This window comes from Rhodoflexus caldus, assembly GCF_021206925.1.
Taxonomy (GTDB): domain Bacteria; phylum Bacteroidota; class Bacteroidia; order Cytophagales; family Thermoflexibacteraceae; genus Rhodoflexus; species Rhodoflexus caldus.
In genome coordinates, this window is the sequence record NZ_JAJPRF010000002.1 from 238,394 (window position 1) to 258,673 (window position 20,280).

The following is a 20,280-nucleotide window of genomic DNA, read 5'->3' on the forward strand; positions in this document are numbered from 1 at the left end:
CTAAATGAACACAAATAAACTTGATATTTCCGTCGTCATTCCTGCCTACAACGAAGACGAATCCCTGCCGGAATTATGTGCGTGGATTGACAGAGTCATGCAGGCAAATCACTTTGCTTATGAAGTGATTATTGTAGACGATGGCAGCACAGACCGTACATGGGAGGTCATTAAGCACATAGGAGAACAGAACTCCCATGTGAGGGGAATTTCCTTCCGGCGCAACTATGGCAAATCTGCTGCGCTGCATGTGGGTTTCAGAGCAGCCCAAGGCAATGTAGTTATCACCATGGATGCTGATATGCAGGACAGCCCCGATGAAATTCCCGAGCTTTACGATATGATTGTCAAAGATAAATTTGACATGGTATCAGGCTGGAAAAAGAAACGATACGACCCGCTTAGCAAAACCATTCCCACCAAACTTTTCAACGCAGCCACACGGCAGGTATCAGGTATTTATTTGCATGATTTTAACTGCGGGCTCAAAGCCTATCGGCAGGCAGTTGTAAAAAATATTGAAGTGTATGGCGAAATGCATCGCTACATACCATTGCTTGCCAAGTGGGCCGGGTTTAAAAAAATAGGAGAGAAGATAGTAGAACATCGCCCCCGAAAATACGGTGTAACCAAGTTTGGTCTGGAACGGTTTATTTACGGCTTTTTGGATTTAATGTCCATTGTCTTTGTGGGTAAATTCCGTAAACGACCGATGCACTTTTTTGGTACTATCGGGCTGCTGGTGTTTTTATTGGGCGGTGGTATTGCATTTTTCCTGACAGTTGAAAAGTTTATCAAGTCGCAGCCGGGTATGCCTCCGCCGCGCGATGTGGTAGACCAACCCTTATTTTTTCTGGCACTGACTGCCGCCATCATCGGTACTCAACTGTTTCTGGCCGGTTTTTTGGCAGAAATGATATCGCTTGCCTCACCCAACAGAAACGATTATGTAATTGCGGAACGCTCCAATTTTGATTCAGCCGGTAGTCATGCTCAGTATTGATAAGGTGTGTATTACGTACCCGAATGCTTCGCAGCCGGCTCTTCGCGAGGTGAGTTTGGAGGTCAGTAGAGGCGAATTAGTAGCCATTATTGGCGAAAGCGGTTGCGGTAAAACAACTTTGCTCAGATTAATAGCGGGCTTGGAGAAACCGCAAAAAGGCAGCATCAGCATAGGGGGGAGGGTAGTGGCTTCTCCCACCGAGTGGCTCAAACCCGAAAAGCGAAAAATCGGCATGGTTTTTCAAGATTATGCGCTTTTCCCACACCTGAATGTTGCAGATAATGTGTGTTTTGGACTTTCAGAGGACAAGTCGCTGCAAAAAAAGCGCATGGGAGAGGTGTTGGAATTAGTTGGCCTGACCGGATACGAAAAGCGATACCCGCATCAATTGTCGGGCGGGCAACAGCAAAGAGTAGCCATTGCTCGTGCACTTGCCCCTCGTCCCGAATTGCTTTTGTTGGATGAGCCTTTCAGCAATCTGGATGAACTGTTGAAAGACCAAGTGCGCGATGAACTGTTTGACTTGCTCAACAATCTGGATATTACAACGCTGTTTGTTACACACGACACGCGCGATACGCTGGCAACTGCTGACCGCATTGCCGTCCTCAAAGAAGGGATGCTTCAGCAATACGGCAAACCGCAAAGTTTATACTACGAACCTGTAAATGAGTACGTTGCCATATTTCTGGGAAAAGCCAACCTCATACCGGTACACGATGGAACAGTTTTGCAATCTCCCTTAGGCAACTTTATCAAACCGCCTCATGTAAACTTTCCTGTTGCCAATATATGTATCAGGCCTGAGAGTATCCACCTCGCGCCGGCATCTCCGTCGCAGGGTGAGGGAGTAGTAAAAAAAATCCGCTTCTTTGGCAGTTATTGCGAATATACCATTGCAGGAGAGGGCTGGCAACTAATTGCCAAAACCCAATTTATCCCTGATATTCAAGTAGATAACCGTGTGTATGTAACTATTACCCAATATGCTTGCCTGCCCTGAAACTTGGCGATAAAATTGCACGTAAGTAAAAAGAAACCATATCACTACTGCCATGAGACTCCTAACAAACACTATTGTATTCATATTTCTTTTGATGGCGGCCTGCCAAACCGTGCCTGTTACAGGTAGAAGGCAACTCAGCCTGATTCCACAGAGTGAACTGCTCGCCATGAGTGCCACCCAATACAGCCAGTTTCTGCAACAAAACCGCCTCTCTACCAATGCACAGGCTACTGCAACCGTTAAACGAGTAGGGCAGCGCATCAAGGAGTCCGTAGAAAAGTACATGGCAGAAATGAACATGTCCGACCGTCTGAACGGTTTCAATTGGGAATTTAATCTGGTTGAGAGCGAGCAGGTTAATGCGTGGTGTATGCCCGGCGGAAAGGTGGTTATCTATACAGGTATATTGCCTGTATGTAAAGATGAAGACGGGCTTGCCGTAGTAATGGGACATGAAATTGCACATGCAATTGCCGGACACGGCGATGAACGGATGAGCCAAAGTGTTTTAGCGATGGTTGGTCAGGTTGGTTTAGCCGTGGCACTCAGTAATAAACCGCGTGAAACCCAAGCAGCATGGATGGCAGCTTACGGCATTGGTACTCAGGTGGGTATCTTGCTACCATTTAGCCGCAAGCAAGAGTCGGAAGCTGATGAAATCGGGTTGATGTTTTCTGCTTATGCAGGCTATGACCCGCGGGAAGCACCTAAATTTTGGGAGCGCATGGCAGCAACCAACCGCAATGCGCCCCCTGAATTTTTATCTACGCACCCATCCAGCCAGACACGTATCAACCACTTAAACTCCTTGATTCCCAAAGCGATGGAGTTCTACAACAAATCGCCTTACAAGGGCAATGCACGTTAAAAAGGCCTATTCATTGGTAATCAATTGAAATTCTACACGGCGATTTTTCTTCCGATTGGCCTCATTGGTATTGGGTACTTTGGGAGAAGATTCGCCGTATCCCTTGGGTTTCAGTTGCTTAGAAGGGACTCCTATATCTAACAAGTAAGCCACTACGCTTTCAGCTCTTTGTTGGGAGAGTTGCAGATTCATGTCATCATTCCCTTGGTCATCTGTATGTGCACCAATTTCAAGCATCAGCTTAGGTTTGGATATGAGTAAGCGGGCTAATTTTTCTAAACCCTTTTTTGCAGCGGGGTTAAGCTCTGTGGAGCCACTGGCAAACGTAAGTTCGCCTAATTGGAAAGGTTCTCCGGTAATATTGTCGTAAATTTTGCCATCATAAATACTCAATCCGCTGAAATCCATTTTTACGGGCAGTTGCGTAGTGAAAACTTCGCTCTGATTCAGTTTCCCGTCGCCAAGCCTTCGCCAACGAACAAAGTAGAGTATCTTATTTTTAGAAATACTACTCCAACTCTCATCCGCGGTAGAATTCAGCGAATCTAAACTGACAGGAAATGTCCACTTGCCGTTGGGTTGCAAGGTAGCGGCATACAAATCCCAGCCGCCAACACTCCCCGAGCGATTGCTTGAAAAAAGCAGCGTTTTTCCATCGTCAAGAATTTTTGGAAAAACATTCATTTCATCAGGATTTTCAGGATTAATGGGGGAGGGCAGCGGCGAAGGTTTCCCCCATGCACCTTTTGCATCTTTTTTTGCGATAAAAATTTTACCGTTATTTTCAAAATACAATGTTTTGCCGTCAGGACTAACGGAGGGGGAGGCCGCCAAATCGTTTTTAATCACCTCCGTGTGCTTATTATTCGCTATGTCATATACCCAGATACCTTTGTCGCGGCTTGGCGCTTCATCACTTTTCGGGTCATATTCGTAGTAAATTTGCTTGCCGTCATAGGTAATGAACGGCGTACCGGCACGAAAAAGATATTTGCCTTTTTTATCTTTCTGCGAGAAGACAGGCATCAACTCAGGTTCGCTGCAAGTAGAGTCCGATAACAATTCGGTGCGAAATAATACGGGTTGTGCTTCCCATTGACGGTCTATTCGCTTGAAAATCAAATATTTACCATCAGGACTCACAGCCAACTCAGATGCAGCCAAAGGTTTTCCCGAATTGGCTATTTTCAGTTGACGAATTTGTGCCTGAGTTGTTAACGCAGTACAAAACAGCATCACGCCAAATATTGCAGTAAATTTCATGGTAATAACTTGTTGAGTAGTTGTTATTGGTTGCAACAAATTTTACGCCTTAAATGATAACCCGATGGATTTCAAACAATTAGGTGCTCATGCAACAACATAAGGCCGAAACTGTAACAGGATGAAATTTGAGCAGATAACCGACAATAGGGCTTTGATTATCATTTAACATAAGATAAGTTATAATACATTTTTTAATATTTTCTTTTATACTAAATTGCGTTCCGCATTCGTTTAAATATTGCATTTACACGGTGCACAACAACCCTATATGACCTGTAAAAAAACTGCATACTTTTTTTTGCTTATTGCTATGGTTGTCTTAGTACGCCACAGAGTTTATGGCGGAGAAACCGATAGCTTGCAAACAGCGCTGCAATCAGCTACTTCTGACAGCGTTAAAGGGTTGATATACTTGCAATTAGCTAAGCGAGCATCATTGGCAGAGCCTGTTAAAGGATTTGAATACCTGAACAAAGGTTTGGATTTAGGAGCATCGGTAGGCCGAATAGTACGTGCCGAACTACAGATGGAACTTGGGAACTATCAGCGTTTAACAGGCGACTATTCAAATGCCATAAAAAACATTCTGGCTGCTTTGGCAATTTTTGAAGACAGGAAGCATACATATGCAAATAATGCAGAAAAAATCAACGTGCGGCGTAAAACAGCCAATTGTTATAATAATCTTGCGATTGCCTATTTTATTTCCGGCAAATCGGATGAAGCCGAACAGATGCTAAAAAAAGCTCTTGCCTTATACGAACAACTCAACGACGACTCTAACGTATCAACCGTATTGAATAATATTGGTGAACTGTATCAAAAGCGCGGCAATCCTAAAACAGCCGAAGAGTATTACAAAAAAGCTTATAATATAGCGCTTTCACAAAACGATTTGCATTTGCAATCGGTTTTGATGAATAACTTTGGCGACACCAATTATAATCTTGGAAAATACTCGCGCGCCATTTATTTCCAAGGACGTGCCCTTAGAATGGCCAACGACCTGAAAGATGTAGAGGGTATCTCCTACTCCTATCTTGCGCTTGCAAAAGCATATCATAAGCTATTCAATTATGACTCTGCACTTTATTGCGGACAACGTGGACTTACCCTTGCAAAGGAAAATAAGATTAACTATCTGATAAAAGACGGGTTGTTTATTTTAAAAGATATCCACTTTTCCGAAGGTGATTTTGAAAAGGCAATGCGCTATGCCGATTCTGTTATATTCTTAATGGATACTATTTACACTCAAGACAAAAATAAATTAATTAACCAAAGTCAGCTTCAATATGAGCTTGGCAGGCAGCAAAGTCAGATAGAACTTTTAGAAAAAGAAAGTATTATTAACAATCAAAAACTGGTTAATGCAGAGTTGAATAAAAATATTGTCTATACAATTCTGGCAGCGGTTATTATCATTGCTTCTATGCTCTTTTATTATTGGCGTGAGCGTCAAATTCAAAATGATAAACTTTCTTATAAAAATCAGGTGCTTGATGCCAAAAATAAAGAATTAAAAATGCTTAATGATACCAAGGACAAGTTGTTTTCTATTATTTCACACGACTTGCGTGCACCATTAAGCGCTTTGAAAAACGTGTTGGATTTAGTGGACTTTAATTTGCTTTCTCCCTCCGATTTTACTCAACTTGCTACCGATGTCAGAAAAAATTTAAAAAATATACTTTACACGCTCAACAACTTACTCGAGTGGTCTTACTCACAGATTAAAACGGGCGATACTATTAACCCTGAAGTTAATGATTTGAAGGAAATTATTCAAGAGACTATTTTCTTTTACGAGGAGGTAGCGCGTCAAAAAGAAATTGATATTATTGCCAACATTAGCGATAAGGCCTTGGCCAAAGCCGATAAAAATCATTTGCGATTTGTGCTTCGCAATTTGCTTAATAATGCAATTAAGTTCTCTTATCCGCGCAGTGAAGTGCTTATAGAAGCTGTTACTCTCCCCGACAACAGGGTTGAAATCGCCGTAAAAGACAAAGGTGCAGGTATTGAAGATACAGTTAAAGAGCAATTATTCTCTCCCAGCGTTCGCTCTGCCAAAGGAACGGCCGGCGAACAGGGCACCGGCCTTGGCTTATTACTTTGTAAAGATTTTATTGAGAAAAACGGCGGAGAAATCTCTGTTGACAGTGAAGTAGGAAAAGGTACAACCTTCAAAATTATTTTGTGGCATCAGTAGGATTAGCGGCGCTTCTCAAAATAATGTAGCCTGTAGCTCCGCTTACTAATGAGGCAAAAAGCACTCCCAACTTTGCCTTTTTAATCAGTTCAACATCGTTGTAAGCAAGCTCGGTGATAAACAATGACATGGTAAAGCCGATTCCGGCCAACAACGCCACTCCCGTCATTTGTTTCCATGTGGTTTGCTGAGGTAGCTCTGCCCAGCCCAATTTAACAAGCAAGCTGCTTGAAAGCATAATGCCGATAAACTTACCGCCAATAAGACCTACTGCTACTGCCAAAGTAAGCGGTGTAAAGAGTTCTTGCCATAAATTGCCACCTAATTCGATACCTGCATTGGCAAGTGCAAAAACAGGCATTACTACATAGGCAACAAGCCCGTGCATACTATGTTCCAGTTTTTGCAGAGGTGTTTCGGCTGCCGCACACGTTTGCTTCATAGCTTCCAGAATGTGCAACTGCTCTGCGGTCAGCAAAGGGTTGTTGTTCGGGTCAGCCGCGCGAAACTTTTGCAGCAATTCTTCCATCTCATCGCTAAACTCCTCTTCATCTACTTTAACGGATGCGGGAATAGCCAATGCTGCCAATACACCTGCAATAGTTGCATGAACGCCCGACAATAAAAACGCCATCCAGAGTCCACCGATACCAAGCAAGCCGTAAATCAGTGTTTTGCGCACACCCATTACATTGGCAATTACCAAAAGTCCCAAAAAACCTATGCCTGTCATCAGGCTCAGAAAATCTATTTTAGAAGTGTAAAAAAAGGCAATAACCAACACTGCTCCAAGGTCATCAGCTATGGCGAGGGCTGTCAGAAATACTTTCAGTGCAATAGGTACGCGATTACCCAGCAAGGACATGATACCCAACGCAAAAGCAATATCGGTTGCCATCGGAATCCCCCACCCTGCCGTTGCCGAAGGGTCGCTATTCAGCACAATAAAAATCAGGGCCGGAATAATCATGCCTCCCAGACCTGCCATTATGGGCAAAACAGCATTTTTCAGATTGGAAAGTTCTCCGCCTACTACTTCCCGTTTCAGTTCAAGTCCAATAACAAAAAAGAAAACAGCCATTAGGCCGTCATTTATCCAGTGATGCAGCGTTTTATTCACCTCAAAGCCGCCAAACGAGATGCCTAACGGAGTTTCCCACAAGTGATGATAAGCATCTTTCCATGCCGAATTAGCCCAAATCATCGCAATTAATGCGCTGATAAACAATATGATACCTGCACTTGACTCATTGCGGATAAACTTATTAATCGGGCGTATCAGGATTTGTGCAATTTTGTTTCCTTTAACCATTACTGTCTGAAAAGTTTAGAGTAGTATTTAATGAAATGGCTAATGGCAATATTGAGCAGTTCCTCCTTCGTGATTTGTCCGTTCGTACCTTCAATGACCTCAGCTTTGGGTGGCTGATTTTCCTGGAACGGCAGCAGACGCGCTCCGGGTACGTACGTCATAACACCTTTGGCTGCATAAAATTTACATTCCAGAAACTGAGACGGATACGGCTGCCACGTAAAACTGTTGGTTTTTTCGGCAAAATGGATTCGGACAATCCAATCTGCACCATTGCCTACTTTATCATCAATAATCAGATAAGAGGTGAATAGCGTAGAAGTACTGCCTGCATCATCAGCTTCGTTTTGTTCAACAATTTTGATTTGCACGTCCTGACGGCGATTGGCCGTGTTAATCGCTCCGACATTTATTTTGTAATTAACATTTCCTTCGCTAACATTGAGTGTAGTCGGGAAAACGGCTAATTGGGGTAAAATAGTTAATTTTTTACCCTTTTGTTTAATTATTTCCACAGGGTCGGCAGTAACCACATGCGGTGCAAAAATTCGATTGTAGTTTACGGCCAAATCTTCTATCACATAGCGCACGGCTGTGGCCATATCAATGGATTGAGGGGTAACATTGTTGGCAACCACTTCGGCATATTCCTGTGTGCGAAACTGCGCAAAAGAGCCTTTGGAAGAACGGAGTACTTTTTTTTGCGCATAGTCAAAGGTAGTTTCCAGCACACTTTCGCGATTAAGCACCCATTTGCCTTTTTCAACAGAAGCACGTAAAACCCTGATAACCAATTTTTTATTGGTAGCTACTTCTCCTGAAATATTAACAAGACTCTGATAAACCAGTCGGTTGTCGGGTTGTGGCGGAACTGTATTAATTTGCAAGACATATGTACCTTTCGGTTTGCTGTCCTTCAATTCATATGCGTATTCATATTCTTGATAAGCAATACTACCGGAGAATTGCGCCCATACAGTGCCCGATAGCAGGTAACAGCAGACAGCAGTCAGCAGGCTGTAAATAACGGGATTAGGTTTCATTGTGAAAAGTTTTGTATTTTACGAAATCAAAATTAACGCACTAAGATATGAAAATTCGGCTTCTTCTGTCTCTTTTGCTGTGGGTAGTGATCAGTTCGTCTGATGCCGCAATGGTTGTTCAACCCTCTGCAACCCCGCTGACTATTGCTCCAAAGGCCAAAGGCAAGTTTATTCACGTTGTATGTGTGTGGTTAAAACCCGATTTAGACCGTCGGGATATCAAAGACTTTGAGAAGGCCATGAGGGAATTGAAAAAAATTAAAACCGTGCGCTCTATGGAAATCGGCAAACCGGCCGGCACCAAGCGCGATGTGGTTGATAACACATACAGCTATATGATGGTGTTCTATTTCAACGATGCAACCGGGCACGACCTGTACCAGATAGACCCTATCCATCAGGACTTTGTGGATAAACACAAGGCAAAGTGGACGCGCATTCAGGTGTATGATGCCTTGGTTGAATAAAATTTTCCTTAAATGGTTTTTTTATATTTCAGTTAAAAGTTTAGTACTTTTGGCCACTCAGAAATCGTTTAACTGCAATTACAAGAAACAACTCTACAACTATTCAACGTTATAACACAATGGAATTCAACGGATTGGAAACCGAATCGGTAGTTGCTGAAGCAATAAAACACATAGCTGCTGACAGGCTTGTATCAACTGCCTCAACGCTTGAAAACATCAACTTATTACTCGTTGATCAGCCACATGCGCTGTCGTTTCCTTGGGCTGATGAAATGACAGATATTCATGACATTTCTGCAGCCAAACGCTCAGCCGATGAGGACGACGACGATGATTTTGAAGACGACGACTTCGAAGATGATGATTTTGACGATGATTTTGAAGACGACTACGATGAGGATGACTTCGAAGACGAGGACATAGAAGAAGATTTCTATGAAGAAGATTTTGATTTGGAAGAAGACTTTGACGACGAAGACTTCGAGGATGACTTTGGTGCAGGCGGTTGGGACGACAAGTTCTAATAACCTTCTCTGCTGATAAAATTCTTTTTACAAGAGTTTCAGGCTTTGTTAAGCTTGAAACTCTCTTTTATTTCAATGATTAGCAAAACTTATTCACAATGAGCCAAAAGCCGGGTATCCCCAAAGGAACACGCGATTTTACACCGGAAGTTCTCCTGAAAAGAAACTATATATTTGATACAATTAAGCGTACTTTTTCCCGATTCGGGTTTGCTCCCATTGAAACGCCCGTAATGGAAAACCTCAGCACGCTAACCGGTAAATACGGAGAGGAAGGCGACCAGTTGCTTTTTAAAGTCCTCAATTCGGGCGATTTTCTTAAAGATTTAGACCGCAACGAAACTGATTATAAAAAGGTAACACCCAAAATCAGTGAGAAAGGTTTGCGCTATGACCTGACCATCCCTTTTGCCCGCTATGTGGTCATGCATCGCAACGATATTGTTTTCCCTTTTAAACGCTACCAAATTCAACCGGTGTGGCGTGCCGACCGCCCCCAAAAAGGACGCTATCGGGAGTTTTATCAGTGCGATGCAGATGTAATCGGTTCAGAATCTTTGCTTTATGAGGCAGAATTATTGCTCATCTACGACGAGGTATTTACTGCCTTGCAGCTTCCGGTACGCATTAAAATGAACAACCGCAAAATTCTGCAAGGGCTTGCAGAAGTAATTGGCCAGCCGGACAAACTGACCGACATTACGGTTGCCATTGACAAATTAGATAAAATCGGAGAAGAGGGCGTACAAAAAGAATTACAGGCGCGTGAAGTTTCCGAACAAGGTATCCGACAAATTATGCAATATTTGAAAATACCTTTTACCGATTTGGAAGCATTCATGCAAAGCAGTGAGGCAGGGAAAAAGGGTATTGAAGAAATCAGAGAGGTGCAGGCTTTTCTTGCAAAAACGCCCTTGAAAAATGAATTGGCAGTGGACGTAACGCTCGCACGCGGACTTAATTATTATACAGGCTGCATTTTTGAGGTGCAGGCACTGGGCGTGCAAATGGGCAGCATCGGCGGCGGTGGCCGATATGACAACCTGACAGGCAGCTTTGGTATGCCGGGGATGTCGGGTGTTGGTATTTCTTTCGGTGCAGAACGTATTTATGACGTGTTGGAAGAGCTGCAACTTTTCCCCGACAGCAGTGGCGCAGGCGTGCAATTGCTGTTTGCCTGTTTTGATAAAGATGCACAGTTTTTTGCAATGCCGCTGCTGCAAAAGGTACGTCAGGCAGGCATTAATGCCGAAGTATATCCCGAGCCGGTTAAAATGAAGAAGCAGTTGGAGTATGCAGACCGCAAGAAAGTTAATCACGTAGCCATTGTAGGTTCTGATGAGATGACTACGGGAGTACTGACTGTCAAAAATTTGCAAAGCGGCGAGCAACAAAAATTAACTATTGAGGCGCTCATTGACTTTTTGAGCGGGCAATAAGCCAAGCAGTTGCTCTGTAAAATAAGGCCACTCGTATTTTTTCTTTTCCTCCGCAATATTTTCCGCAAACTGTTGTTCACGCATGTTGTCATAAAAATCAACAAGAGCGTCAGCAACGGCTTGCGGGCTTATGGCGGTTACATAACCCACCTTGCCGTGAGGAACAATCTCTGAAAGCCCGCCCACATCTGTTACCAATATGGGGCGATTGAAATGATAGGCTATCTGGGTTACTCCGCTCTGGGTGGCAGTCTTGTAAGGTTGCGCCACGATATCGGCAGCACAAAAATAGGCAGCAACTTCTCCCTGTGGTACAAAATGCCAATGAGCACGCACACGACTTTCTAACTGCAATTGCGCAATTTGCTGTTGGTACTTCGCCAAATCTTCGTAGGGTTCGCCTGCAATAATTAACTGAACGTTGCGCGTTTGCAGTCGTTGGTCTGCCATAGCAGCCAGCAGAATATCCAGCCCTTTGTATGCCCTGATTAGGCCGAAAAAAAGCACATAATGTGCGTCTGCCTGTAAACCAAGTTGCCAACGTGCCTGCTGCTTATCAATGGCTTCACCGTAGGAATCATACAAAGGATGCGGGGCATATACGACAGGTTTGACGGGTTCAAAACGCCGCAGGTCGTACATGACCGATTTGGACATGACCAGAAAAGCATCGCAGGCGTGCAGAAAGTAACGGGTCAGTGCGGCATCACCCATCCTTTTTTCATGCGGGATGATATTGTCCGTAATGGCAATGACAGGTACACCTGAGCGGCGTAAAATACGCGCCACAGTCCCCAGACAAGGCGCCATTAGGGGCAACCAAAAGCGAAAAACGGCTAAATCGTATTTTTGAGCGGCATACTTTTTACCTATACGCCACCAGTTAAGCGGATTCAGCGAATGTAGCTCCGTGTGAATGTGCAAATGTGCAGGCGGTTCGTCATTGCTAAACTGCGAAGTACCGGGAAACAGAAAGTCGGGATACTGATAAGCAAAGCTCAGTATTTCCACAGTATGCCCTTCGCTTTGCAATGCCGCTGCCAAACGCTCATTTAATGCGGCAATTCCTCCCCGAAGCGGGTGTGCCGGCCCTACTATCAATATTCGCATGGACAAAATTAGCGCAGGTTGCTAAGTTTTGCTTTCAGCGCGCCAATCAGCTTCCGATAGGTCTCGTCTTTTTGCATCTTCTTATCAACCGCTTTGCAAGCATGCGAAATAGCGCTTTGGTCTTTGCCGCCAAACTGGGAAGCAATTACTTTATTGGAAACATCGCTGAATTGCGCACACAAATACATGGCTATTTGTCGGGGAACTGCCAACTCCGGCTTACGCGATGAAGAAAACAGGTCGCTCACTTTGAGGTAGTAATGCTCGGCAACCATCTGCTGAATTTGTGCTACGCTGAAGCGCTTTTCGCTCAATTCCTCCGCAGTATTGCACAGTTTAGATACGACCGATTTGGCAAGTTCTAGTGTAAGCGCTGACTTGCCGATGGTATAATGCAGCGCAAGAGTCGTTGCCACACTTTCCAAAGTGCGGATATTGTCTGTAACGTGTTGCGCCAAAAAGTCCACCACATCATCGGACACCTGAATCCCTTGTGCATTGAGTTTGGTTTGTACAATAGCAGTACGGGTTTGATAATCAGGCACTTGCAAGTCTATGGTTGCACCCCACTTAAAGCGCGACAATAGGCGATCCATTAACCCTTTGATGTCTTTGGGTGCGCAGTCGCTGGACATGATAATCTGCTTGCCGTTCTGGTGCAAATGATTGAAAATATGGAAAAACTGTTCCTGACTTTTGTCTTTGCCTGCAAAAAACTGCACATCGTCAATAATCAGTGTATCGGCTTTCTGAAACTGTCCGACAAAACGGCGCACTTCGCCCAATTTCAGGGCATCAACAAATTGGGCGATAAAATCTTCCGACGTGATGTACAATATTTGATGGCGCGGATGAAGGCGCTGAATTTCGTTGCCGATTGCCTGAATCAGGTGGGTTTTGCCCAAGCCGACACCCGAATACACCAAAAACGGATTGAACGAGGTAAATCCGGGTTTGCTGGCAACGGACATACCGGCGGCGCGTGCCAAGCGGTTGCACTCGCCTTCTATGAAATTGGAAAAAGTATAACGCGGGTTGAGATTTGAGTCAAATAGTTCTTTGCCTCCGCCTGAAACAACTACTCCCTGCCCCATTGAGTTGCGCAAAGGGCGCTGTGCAGGCGGTGCCTGTATATTTTGAGGAATGTTTAGGGTATAGGGTTGCTTACCATTGTTTTGGTCTACCACAATGGAGTACTCTAACTTGCCTTGCAGCCCCAAAATCTGCACAATGGCACGTTTCAAAATATGCACGTAGTGTTCTTCAAGCCATTCATAGAAAAAATGGTTGGGCACCTGTATAACAAGCACATTGTCGGTCAGTTGAATGGGGACAATGGGTTGAAACCATGTTTGAAATGCCTGCTCGCCAACGGCAGGAATAATCAGCGACAGGCACTGTTGCCATGCTGTTACGTGATCCTGCTGTTTGTTCGCCGCAGTAGTGTTGGGCACCGTCGCTACCGATGGCTTTTTCAGGTCAATCATTGCTTGTTCGTTTTCGTAATTTAAACTGTCAGACACCATTTTCAGAGCGCAAAAAGTATTCAAGGCTTGCTTTTATGCAAGCTCTATAAAGGGTAAACACATCAATTTTGTTATGTCAAAATGCACTGAAAGTGCATTTTGTTAAAGATTAGCAAAAGGTTCTAAATGCCTTTTGCCCCGCTGTATTGAACGACAGGGGAAACAAAAGTGAAGCAAAAAAACTGAAAAAAAAAATTCGGAAAACCCTTGACACGTTCAGAAAGGGCTGCAAGCGAGGTCTCAAAAAAAAATATTTTTCACCCCGAAAGTTTGCATTTTTCCCAAAAATTACTGCTTCCGAAGAGCCAATTTTACAATTTTTGTATGTTGCTCATTTACAAGGTAAAGCATATAAATGCCGTCGGGATAGCCTTCCAGCGATATATTTTGGAAATTCTCGGCGCGCTCCGGTGTTTTTTGCAAAATCAGTCGGCCTTGCAAATCGTACACTGCAACTTGCCGAACATTGCCTTTGATAGTAAAAGTACCGGCCGAAGGGTTCGGATATACTACGGGGTTAAATACATTTAACTGATTTTCGGGTAGGCTTGTAACAAGGTCTTCGGCAAAAACAGGGCGAAGCATAATGCTTCCTTTCAGTCGTGTATTTCGCTCCCATTTGTTGGCAACATTCACCCATATTTCGCTGCCTGAGTCCGTATTTCGGTCAAAGCCGAGGGTGAGCGGCTTATCGCTCAACTGCTCAACACCTATAAAAAACGTGCCTTGCAAAGGAATGCGCCGCGATAGCGGAATCCGAATAAACTTGTTGAGGCTGTCGGAGTAGCTTACGAAAGTATTCTGTACCAGTAAAATAGAATCGCGTGCTCCCCCACCCTGTTCGTCCAATCGTTTCCATATACGCAGGTTGTAGGTTTCGCCCTGCAAATTGGTCAGTATGGGCACGAAATAAATATCTATGTGCGAAATGGCAGCTTGTGTATTGAGCTCGTAGCGATAAGCCAATTTGCCAAATCGTTGATTAAATGATATGGCAAACTCGGCGCTGCCGTCATCGTAGGCGTAAAAATCGTCAAGAACGGTCAATTGGCTCAGCGTATCATTGTTGCGAAAATTGATAGGCGGCACCAAGTCATCACGTTCGCCCGTGTTAAGTCGGAAAGTTGTTTCCAGCAACAATTTGCGCTGATTGAGCGGAAGCACCACAGGCGGCCGTTTACCTACCCCCCTATTTACTGCCCCGACCAGTAAATTGCGGCGAAACTCACCGATGATGGCGGTTGTATCGGCAAGCAAGCCCAAGTCGCGTCCGCTGATTTTATCTTTCAACACCGCATCGTAGGAAAACACATTAAAACGGCGGTCTAAATTGCTGACCGAAAGAAACAGCGAATCCGCAATTTCGGCCTGCGGGTTCTGGATAAACTGCCGCATAGGCATTGCGCTGTAACGTTTCAGAAAGCGACCTTTGATACCGTTTGCTGCAATATCGAGCAGGGAGTTGTCTGCGGCACTTCTATTTTTGTTAATGTAGATATAATCTACATGCCAAGTATCAAATGCTCCGGATTGTCTGCCGTAGCGAACAAAGCGAATACGGAAATTTTTATGCAGAAAATTGCTTGTATTGATAGGCAGGATAACGTAGCGGAAGTCTGATGAAGCCGTTCCGCCATTCTGTTGCCAGCGACGCACCCAATTGTTATTGCGGTCTAAAAAATCTACTGCCAAATAATCCTCTGCATCCGGTCTTTCGCCCAAACCTTCGGCTTGCCAGAAAAAACTCAGAAATACGTTATCCTGAGGACGCAGCGTGTCTAAGTCTATTCGCTTAGAGGTCAGTTGGTCAGTAATACCTACGGCAAACGGATTGGCAAAATCATAAGGTCTCCCATTGGCTGCAATGCCGTCAAAAGTAGCTGCGTTGAACGAAGGCGGGTTGATGGCGATGGTATTATTAACGAAAGTACCGCCGTTGCGCACCCAGCGCGAGGTGTCGGGCTCATCGGGGCGACCTTTGTGGAGGCCGGCCTTGCCGTTAGTGGAAAAATCATCAAAAAAAGGCAATGGCAACCGCGTGGTATCTTCGCCGTTTTCTTCCGTTCTGCCGAAATAGGCAGCATCATAAAGGTAACGATTCTGTTGTGGAGATATTGGAATCAGTTGTAGCTGACCATGAGCCTCTGTAATTATCAGCCATAAGAAAGTTGCCCATAAGATTGCCTTTTGGTGCATGTGCATACTGTAATGAAGGTGTTGTCAGCGTAGATGTGATGCCATAGGCAGCTTAGGAGAATTAATTATTAAAATCTGTCGGCTCGTTGCCTGTAACCCACAGGTCAATAACCTCACCAGTTTTTACCTTTTTACCCGGTTCATAGGTCGGTTTTTGTCGGATAACGATGCCTAACTCGCGCCCACCGGCCGACTCATAGATAATATTTCCTACATCTAAGCCCATTCCGCGCAGCAAAAACTGCACTTCGGCAAGCGGCTTGCCTACCAAATTAGGCAAATCGAAGGAGGTATTGCCAAGCCCATCGCCAACTTCCATATCTATCTTAGAGCCTTTGGGCAGTAAAAATCCTTCTTCCATTTGTTTTTTGGTGATTTCTTTGCCATTATAGAACAGACGCAATACAACATTGGCTGCTATATCGGGCACATATGTAATTTCTCCTTTCTTAAACCCGTAACTTTCCAGCAATTGCTCGGCTTGTTTGAGAGAATTGTCAATAATATTGGGCACTTGCTCCATCGGCGGACGGGTCGCATTGATAACCAAGTGAATGCGGCGATTCACTTTTACTTTGGCATTTTTAGCAGGGTCTTGCGAAATAACAGCCAAAGGCGGCAATTTAGGATTGTAACTTGAGTCTGTTACAATGTAACGCAAATCTCTTTCTTCCAGAAAACTTTCAGCCTGTTGCAAGGTCAGCCCTTCCAAGTCCGGCACGGTAATGCTCTCCCCATGATTGGTTGTCAGCGGCAGATAAACATAGAAAAACATAACGATGAATAGACCCACGACAACCAAAGCGAGCAATAAGTTACTGATAAGAGCAACAGGTGTATTGCTTCGCAAGTCAAACTTGACAATACCTTCTTTCAGTTGTTCTAAAAAAGATTTCCACATGTTGCAAAGCTAAAAACTTGCATCGGTATGGCAAAATCCTGTAAGATTATCTGTGCTTTCGGCTTGCCTCGAGATGGTTTCATTATGTAATTTTGTACTAATAAAAAAGTACCATGAAAAAAATTTTTGAAAATTCTTACGCTGAACTTTACGATATCAGTGAAGAAATTCCGCACACCATCTTCGGGTATTGGAAAGGACTTTGGATGTTAGAAGACACGGAAGCCATGCGCGCACTGCGCTTTCCGTTTGACTATATCAAGGAACATGATATAAAAGTGATGATTACCGACTATCGGTATTTGGATATAGTACCGATTGAAACAGATGAATGGTTGCAACGCGAGTGGTTTCCCACGGTAGTAAAAAACGGACTATTAGCGGAAATTGTGATAGACTCTGCAACCTCTGTTTTTGGCAAACTTTCGGTTGATGTAATGTATGAAAATGTGAATCAGGCCACAGGGCTTTATACACCCATTGTAGGTTCGCTGGAACAGGCGAAAGAATTGGCTCGTAAATTCATAGAGGATTTAAAAAAACGGCAGCAGTAAATTGCTCCAATCTAAAGCAGTCGGTGGTATTTTTGATATGGATTTGCGCTGTTCGTTTACTGTAAAACTCATCAAATCGGTATCCTTAAAGCGCTTATTTGCCGTATCTCATGCCCCCGCCGCGCACGCTGCGCCCCGTAGACATGAAATAGCTGCCACCTCTGTCTCCTTTCATCTCAGCGCTTATTTTTTTATCGTTAAGCCCGGAAACACCAAATCCGTTGGCCGATGCGTAATAAATCACGACAAAAACGATTAAAAAACCGACTAAAAGTACAAATCTTGTAAACTGTGCCATGTGCTGTCAATATTTTATTCAGAAGGTATGATAACAGATGCAATAACGCCACATATTAAAAATATGACGAAGCCGATGATGTAATAGCGACTTAGCATCCAGACTCTATCTACCTCTATTCTTACACCGCTTTCGTAGGCAGAAAGCCACGTTTTAGGCTCTACGTAAAGTTTGATGTAATATTCGCCGACTTTATCAACCTTGTACACTTGTGAAGTTGAGGTTAAGCCTTCATCGCCTTCATCGTAGAAGTCGCCTTCCATCGTGTTTATCACCTCATCCTGCGCATTGCATATTTCTATCCCCACCCAGCCATCGCGGAAACCATTGGAAGAGATTGACAGAATAAATTCTATCATCTCGTCCTGTTTGTCGAGCATAAACCTCTCAGTTGTTGCCACTAATTGCATGGAATCGCTCGAGCTTGTAGCAAAGGTGTAAGGAATAGTGTAGGTTACATCCAGTATTTTTTTAGCACTGAAAGATAGAAAGAAGGCAATAAAGCAAGCAGCCGCCAGCATGAAAAAACTTCTGACAAAGAACCGATAAGTTTTTTTTCGTGCTCTATATTCCTCCTTCTTTCGTTTTACCTCAGGGTTTTGCGAAAAAGCTTCCAACACTTGTGCATAGCTCATGGAAGGTTCGCGCCAGAACTCTATTTCTTGCAGTTCGGTTGAGTCTTTGTAAAAATGCGATTCAACGACAAAAACCGTATTGCCTGCTTTGTATTCGGCAAAGTTGATTTCTTTACCGACCTCTATTTGATAGGTAGATTCGCCCTCAAAGTGGATAATGGTGGCTTTGCCGTATTCGGAAACCCGCGTGCGGTCGCCTGAATAAAAATTTTTAATCCAACCGTCGTTGGTCGGCAGGTTCGGATAGCGGGGCACGAAGGGGTAAGACATGGCAAACCCTTCTTTGTCTTCCACCAAATAAATGAAGCTGTAATATTGGCTCAACAGCAACCACTCGTCAAACTGCCAAGTGCTGTCTTCGTACTTGCCGCTTTCAGCATCCCACTCCTTGTATTGCGTGCGCCAGCGCGTTCTGCCGATGACTTTGTATTTAATCCCGTCAAACTCTGCCTCCATGCCCAACTTAATGAATCGCATGGGCGGAAATTTTGAGGGTTTGGAGAGTTTCAGCAGAATTTTATGGTCTTGCGTTTTGGCTTCCTGTACCGTGCCGCAGTATTGGCAGGCAATAAAATTTGTACGCGGATTGACCACTTGCAATTCGCCGCCGCAACCGCTGCATTTGAATTGCTCTACGCTTTTGATGTATTTCTGCTGCCTGATGGTGCTCATGCGACTGTCAAAATAGGCGGTGAACGCAATGGCAATATAACCAAATTCTTACATAACTTGCTCATCGGTTCAATTCATCTCTTATGTCGTTGATTACCAAAATTGAAATTTTCCGCCTGCAAGTGCCGTTGAAATATCCTTTTGTTATCTCGCTGGGTACCATTCGCGATGCGGATAATATTATTGTCAAAATTCATACAGACGACGGACTTTTCGGGACGGGTGAAGGCTGCCCTTACGTTTACATCGTCGGGGAAACGGCGCAAAGTGCCTTTGCCAACGCGCAGGCAATGGCAAATCTTTGGTTGGGAAAAGATGCTTCTGCCATAGAAAACCGTATCGTTGAACTCAAAAAAATATTTCCGTTTAACTATACGCTCCGCAGTGCTTTTGACATGGCGCTGTACGATTGGTTAGGTAAAAAATGTCAACAACCGCTTTACAAATTGCTCGGGGGGGCTAACGACCGCACCCTTAGCACAGATATGACCGTCGGGATTGCTTCACCCGAAGAGATGGCAGCTACCGCGCTGAAATTCAAGCAGGAAGGCTTCCCCGCCATCAAGTTAAAGTTAGGCACGGGCGTGGCGGAAGACGTAGCCCGCGTGCGTGCCGTGCGTGAGGTCATCGGCTACGACATCCCCATCCGGATTGATGCCAACCAAGGTTGGAATGCCACAACGGCTGTGCAAACTTTGCAACAGTTGGCAGCCTTTCAAATTCAGTTTTGCGAAGAACCCATCTCTCGCGGGCAAGTGCACTATCTGCCACATGTGCGACAAAACAGCCCCATCCCGATTATGGCAGACGAAAGTCTGTTTGACAGCCACGATGCCTTCCGATTGGCAGCAGCCGATGCCTGCGACTATTTTAACATCAAACTTTCCAAGTCGGGCGGTATTTATGAAGCGCTGCGCATTGTTGCCATTGCCGATGCGGCAGGCAAGCAATCGCAAATCGGTTGCATGTCCGAAACGCGCTTGGCACTCACCGCCTTTGCGCACTTGGCATTGGCGCGGAAAAATATTCAGTTTTTTGACATGGATTCGGTGTATATGCTGGCTGCCGACCCCGTACAGGGCGGCATACAGTTCCACGCGGGCGGCAAAATCACAGTCCCCGATGCGGCAGGCTTAGGCGCGGAAATTGCCCCCGAGTGGCTGGCAGGCTGCGCAGAACAGGTGGTGGTGAGGTAAAAAAACAGGGATACAACACATATCGTATCCCTGTCAATCAATATCTCCA

Annotated in this window: 18 protein-coding genes; 9 read left to right on the forward strand and 9 right to left on the reverse strand. The window is 44.5% G+C overall.

What is annotated here, in order from left to right; translation table 11 throughout:
- Positions 1 to 4 precede the first annotated feature (4 nt).
- The 3 genes from NDK19_RS03150 to NDK19_RS03160 are packed head-to-tail and all read left to right on the forward strand — an operon-like array spanning position 5 to position 2,877.
- Positions 5 to 1,003 (forward strand): glycosyltransferase family 2 protein, encoded by a 999-nt coding sequence (locus NDK19_RS03150; RefSeq protein WP_250630382.1) that lies wholly within the window; start codon positions 5 to 7, stop codon positions 1,001 to 1,003.
- Positions 990 to 2,006 carry an ABC transporter ATP-binding protein gene (locus NDK19_RS03155; protein WP_250630383.1) on the forward strand — a complete coding sequence of 339 codons (1,017 nt, stop codon included), beginning with the start codon at positions 990 to 992 and terminating at the stop codon, positions 2,004 to 2,006. The genes NDK19_RS03150 and NDK19_RS03155 overlap by 14 nt, the downstream gene beginning before the upstream one ends.
- 52 nt (positions 2,007 to 2,058) lie before the next feature.
- A complete protein-coding gene (locus NDK19_RS03160; RefSeq protein ID WP_250630384.1) occupies positions 2,059 to 2,877 on the forward strand; it encodes a M48 family metallopeptidase in 819 nt (272 codons plus the stop codon).
- Between the two features lie 6 nt (positions 2,878 to 2,883).
- Here NDK19_RS03160 and NDK19_RS03165 read toward each other — a convergent pair whose 3' ends face one another.
- Complete coding sequence (locus tag NDK19_RS03165) at positions 2,884 to 4,140, reverse strand: OmpA family protein (protein WP_250630385.1); 1,257 nt, start codon at positions 4,138 to 4,140, stop codon at positions 2,884 to 2,886.
- Positions 4,141 to 4,411: 271 nt separating this feature from the next.
- Between NDK19_RS03165 and NDK19_RS03170 the strand changes: the two genes are divergently transcribed.
- A complete protein-coding gene (locus tag NDK19_RS03170) occupies positions 4,412 to 6,355 on the forward strand; it encodes a tetratricopeptide repeat-containing sensor histidine kinase (protein ID WP_250630386.1) in 1,944 nt (647 codons plus the stop codon).
- On the opposite strand, the gene nhaA is transcribed toward NDK19_RS03170, so the two are convergent.
- Positions 6,336 to 7,667, reverse strand: coding sequence for a Na+/H+ antiporter NhaA (gene nhaA / locus NDK19_RS03175; RefSeq protein ID WP_250630387.1), 1,332 nt, complete (start codon positions 7,665 to 7,667; stop codon positions 6,336 to 6,338). The genes NDK19_RS03170 and nhaA overlap by 20 nt on opposite strands.
- The gene (locus NDK19_RS03180) at positions 7,667 to 8,710 is read right to left on the reverse strand and encodes a hypothetical protein (protein WP_250630388.1); all 1,044 of its coding nucleotides are present in this window, start codon (positions 8,708 to 8,710) and stop codon (positions 7,667 to 7,669) included. Before NDK19_RS03180 ends, nhaA begins: the two co-directional genes overlap by 1 nt.
- 47 nt (positions 8,711 to 8,757) lie before the next feature.
- Here NDK19_RS03180 and NDK19_RS03185 point away from each other — a divergent pair, with 47 nt between their 5' ends.
- From NDK19_RS03185 to hisS, 3 genes are all read left to right on the forward strand, one after another.
- Positions 8,758 to 9,177: a Dabb family protein gene (locus NDK19_RS03185; RefSeq protein WP_250630389.1), complete on the forward strand. Its 420-nt coding sequence runs from the start codon at positions 8,758 to 8,760 to the stop codon at positions 9,175 to 9,177.
- 275 nt (positions 9,178 to 9,452) lie between these two features.
- On the forward strand, positions 9,453 to 9,704 hold the full coding sequence (locus NDK19_RS03190) for a hypothetical protein (protein WP_250630390.1): 252 nt from the start codon (positions 9,453 to 9,455) through the stop codon (positions 9,702 to 9,704).
- Positions 9,705 to 9,802: 98 nt separating this feature from the next.
- On the forward strand, positions 9,803 to 11,143 hold the full coding sequence (gene hisS / locus NDK19_RS03195; protein WP_250630391.1) for a histidine--tRNA ligase: 1,341 nt from the start codon (positions 9,803 to 9,805) through the stop codon (positions 11,141 to 11,143).
- On the opposite strand, the gene NDK19_RS03200 is transcribed toward hisS, so the two are convergent.
- The 4 genes from NDK19_RS03200 to NDK19_RS03215 form a co-directional block, all read right to left on the reverse strand.
- Positions 11,102 to 12,253, reverse strand: coding sequence for a glycosyltransferase (locus NDK19_RS03200; RefSeq protein ID WP_250630392.1), 1,152 nt, complete (start codon positions 12,251 to 12,253; stop codon positions 11,102 to 11,104). The two genes, hisS and NDK19_RS03200, sit on opposite strands and share 42 nt — an antisense overlap.
- An 8-nt stretch (positions 12,254 to 12,261) precedes the next feature.
- On the reverse strand, positions 12,262 to 13,740 hold the full coding sequence (dnaA, locus tag NDK19_RS03205; RefSeq protein WP_250630393.1) for a chromosomal replication initiator protein DnaA: 1,479 nt from the start codon (positions 13,738 to 13,740) through the stop codon (positions 12,262 to 12,264).
- A 327-nt stretch (positions 13,741 to 14,067) separates the two neighbouring features.
- Positions 14,068 to 15,975, reverse strand: coding sequence for a T9SS type A sorting domain-containing protein (locus NDK19_RS03210; RefSeq protein WP_250630394.1), 1,908 nt, complete (start codon positions 15,973 to 15,975; stop codon positions 14,068 to 14,070).
- Between the two features lie 61 nt (positions 15,976 to 16,036).
- Positions 16,037 to 16,876, reverse strand: coding sequence for a PASTA domain-containing protein (locus tag NDK19_RS03215; RefSeq protein WP_250630395.1), 840 nt, complete (start codon positions 16,874 to 16,876; stop codon positions 16,037 to 16,039).
- 113 nt (positions 16,877 to 16,989) lie between these two features.
- Between NDK19_RS03215 and NDK19_RS03220 the strand changes: the two genes are divergently transcribed.
- The gene (locus tag NDK19_RS03220) at positions 16,990 to 17,430 is read left to right on the forward strand and encodes a hypothetical protein (RefSeq protein ID WP_250630396.1); all 441 of its coding nucleotides are present in this window, start codon (positions 16,990 to 16,992) and stop codon (positions 17,428 to 17,430) included.
- A 94-nt stretch (positions 17,431 to 17,524) separates the two neighbouring features.
- Here NDK19_RS03220 and NDK19_RS03225 read toward each other — a convergent pair whose 3' ends face one another.
- Positions 17,525 to 17,728 (reverse strand): hypothetical protein, encoded by a 204-nt coding sequence (locus NDK19_RS03225; RefSeq protein WP_250630397.1) that lies wholly within the window; start codon positions 17,726 to 17,728, stop codon positions 17,525 to 17,527.
- A gap of 14 nt (positions 17,729 to 17,742) precedes the next feature.
- Complete coding sequence (locus NDK19_RS03230; RefSeq protein ID WP_250630398.1) at positions 17,743 to 19,035, reverse strand: DUF4178 domain-containing protein; 1,293 nt, start codon at positions 19,033 to 19,035, stop codon at positions 17,743 to 17,745.
- Positions 19,036 to 19,118: 83 nt separating this feature from the next.
- Here NDK19_RS03230 and NDK19_RS03235 point away from each other — a divergent pair, with 83 nt between their 5' ends.
- A complete protein-coding gene (locus tag NDK19_RS03235; RefSeq protein ID WP_250630399.1) occupies positions 19,119 to 20,231 on the forward strand; it encodes a mandelate racemase/muconate lactonizing enzyme family protein in 1,113 nt (370 codons plus the stop codon).
- Positions 20,232 to 20,280 lie beyond the last annotated feature (49 nt).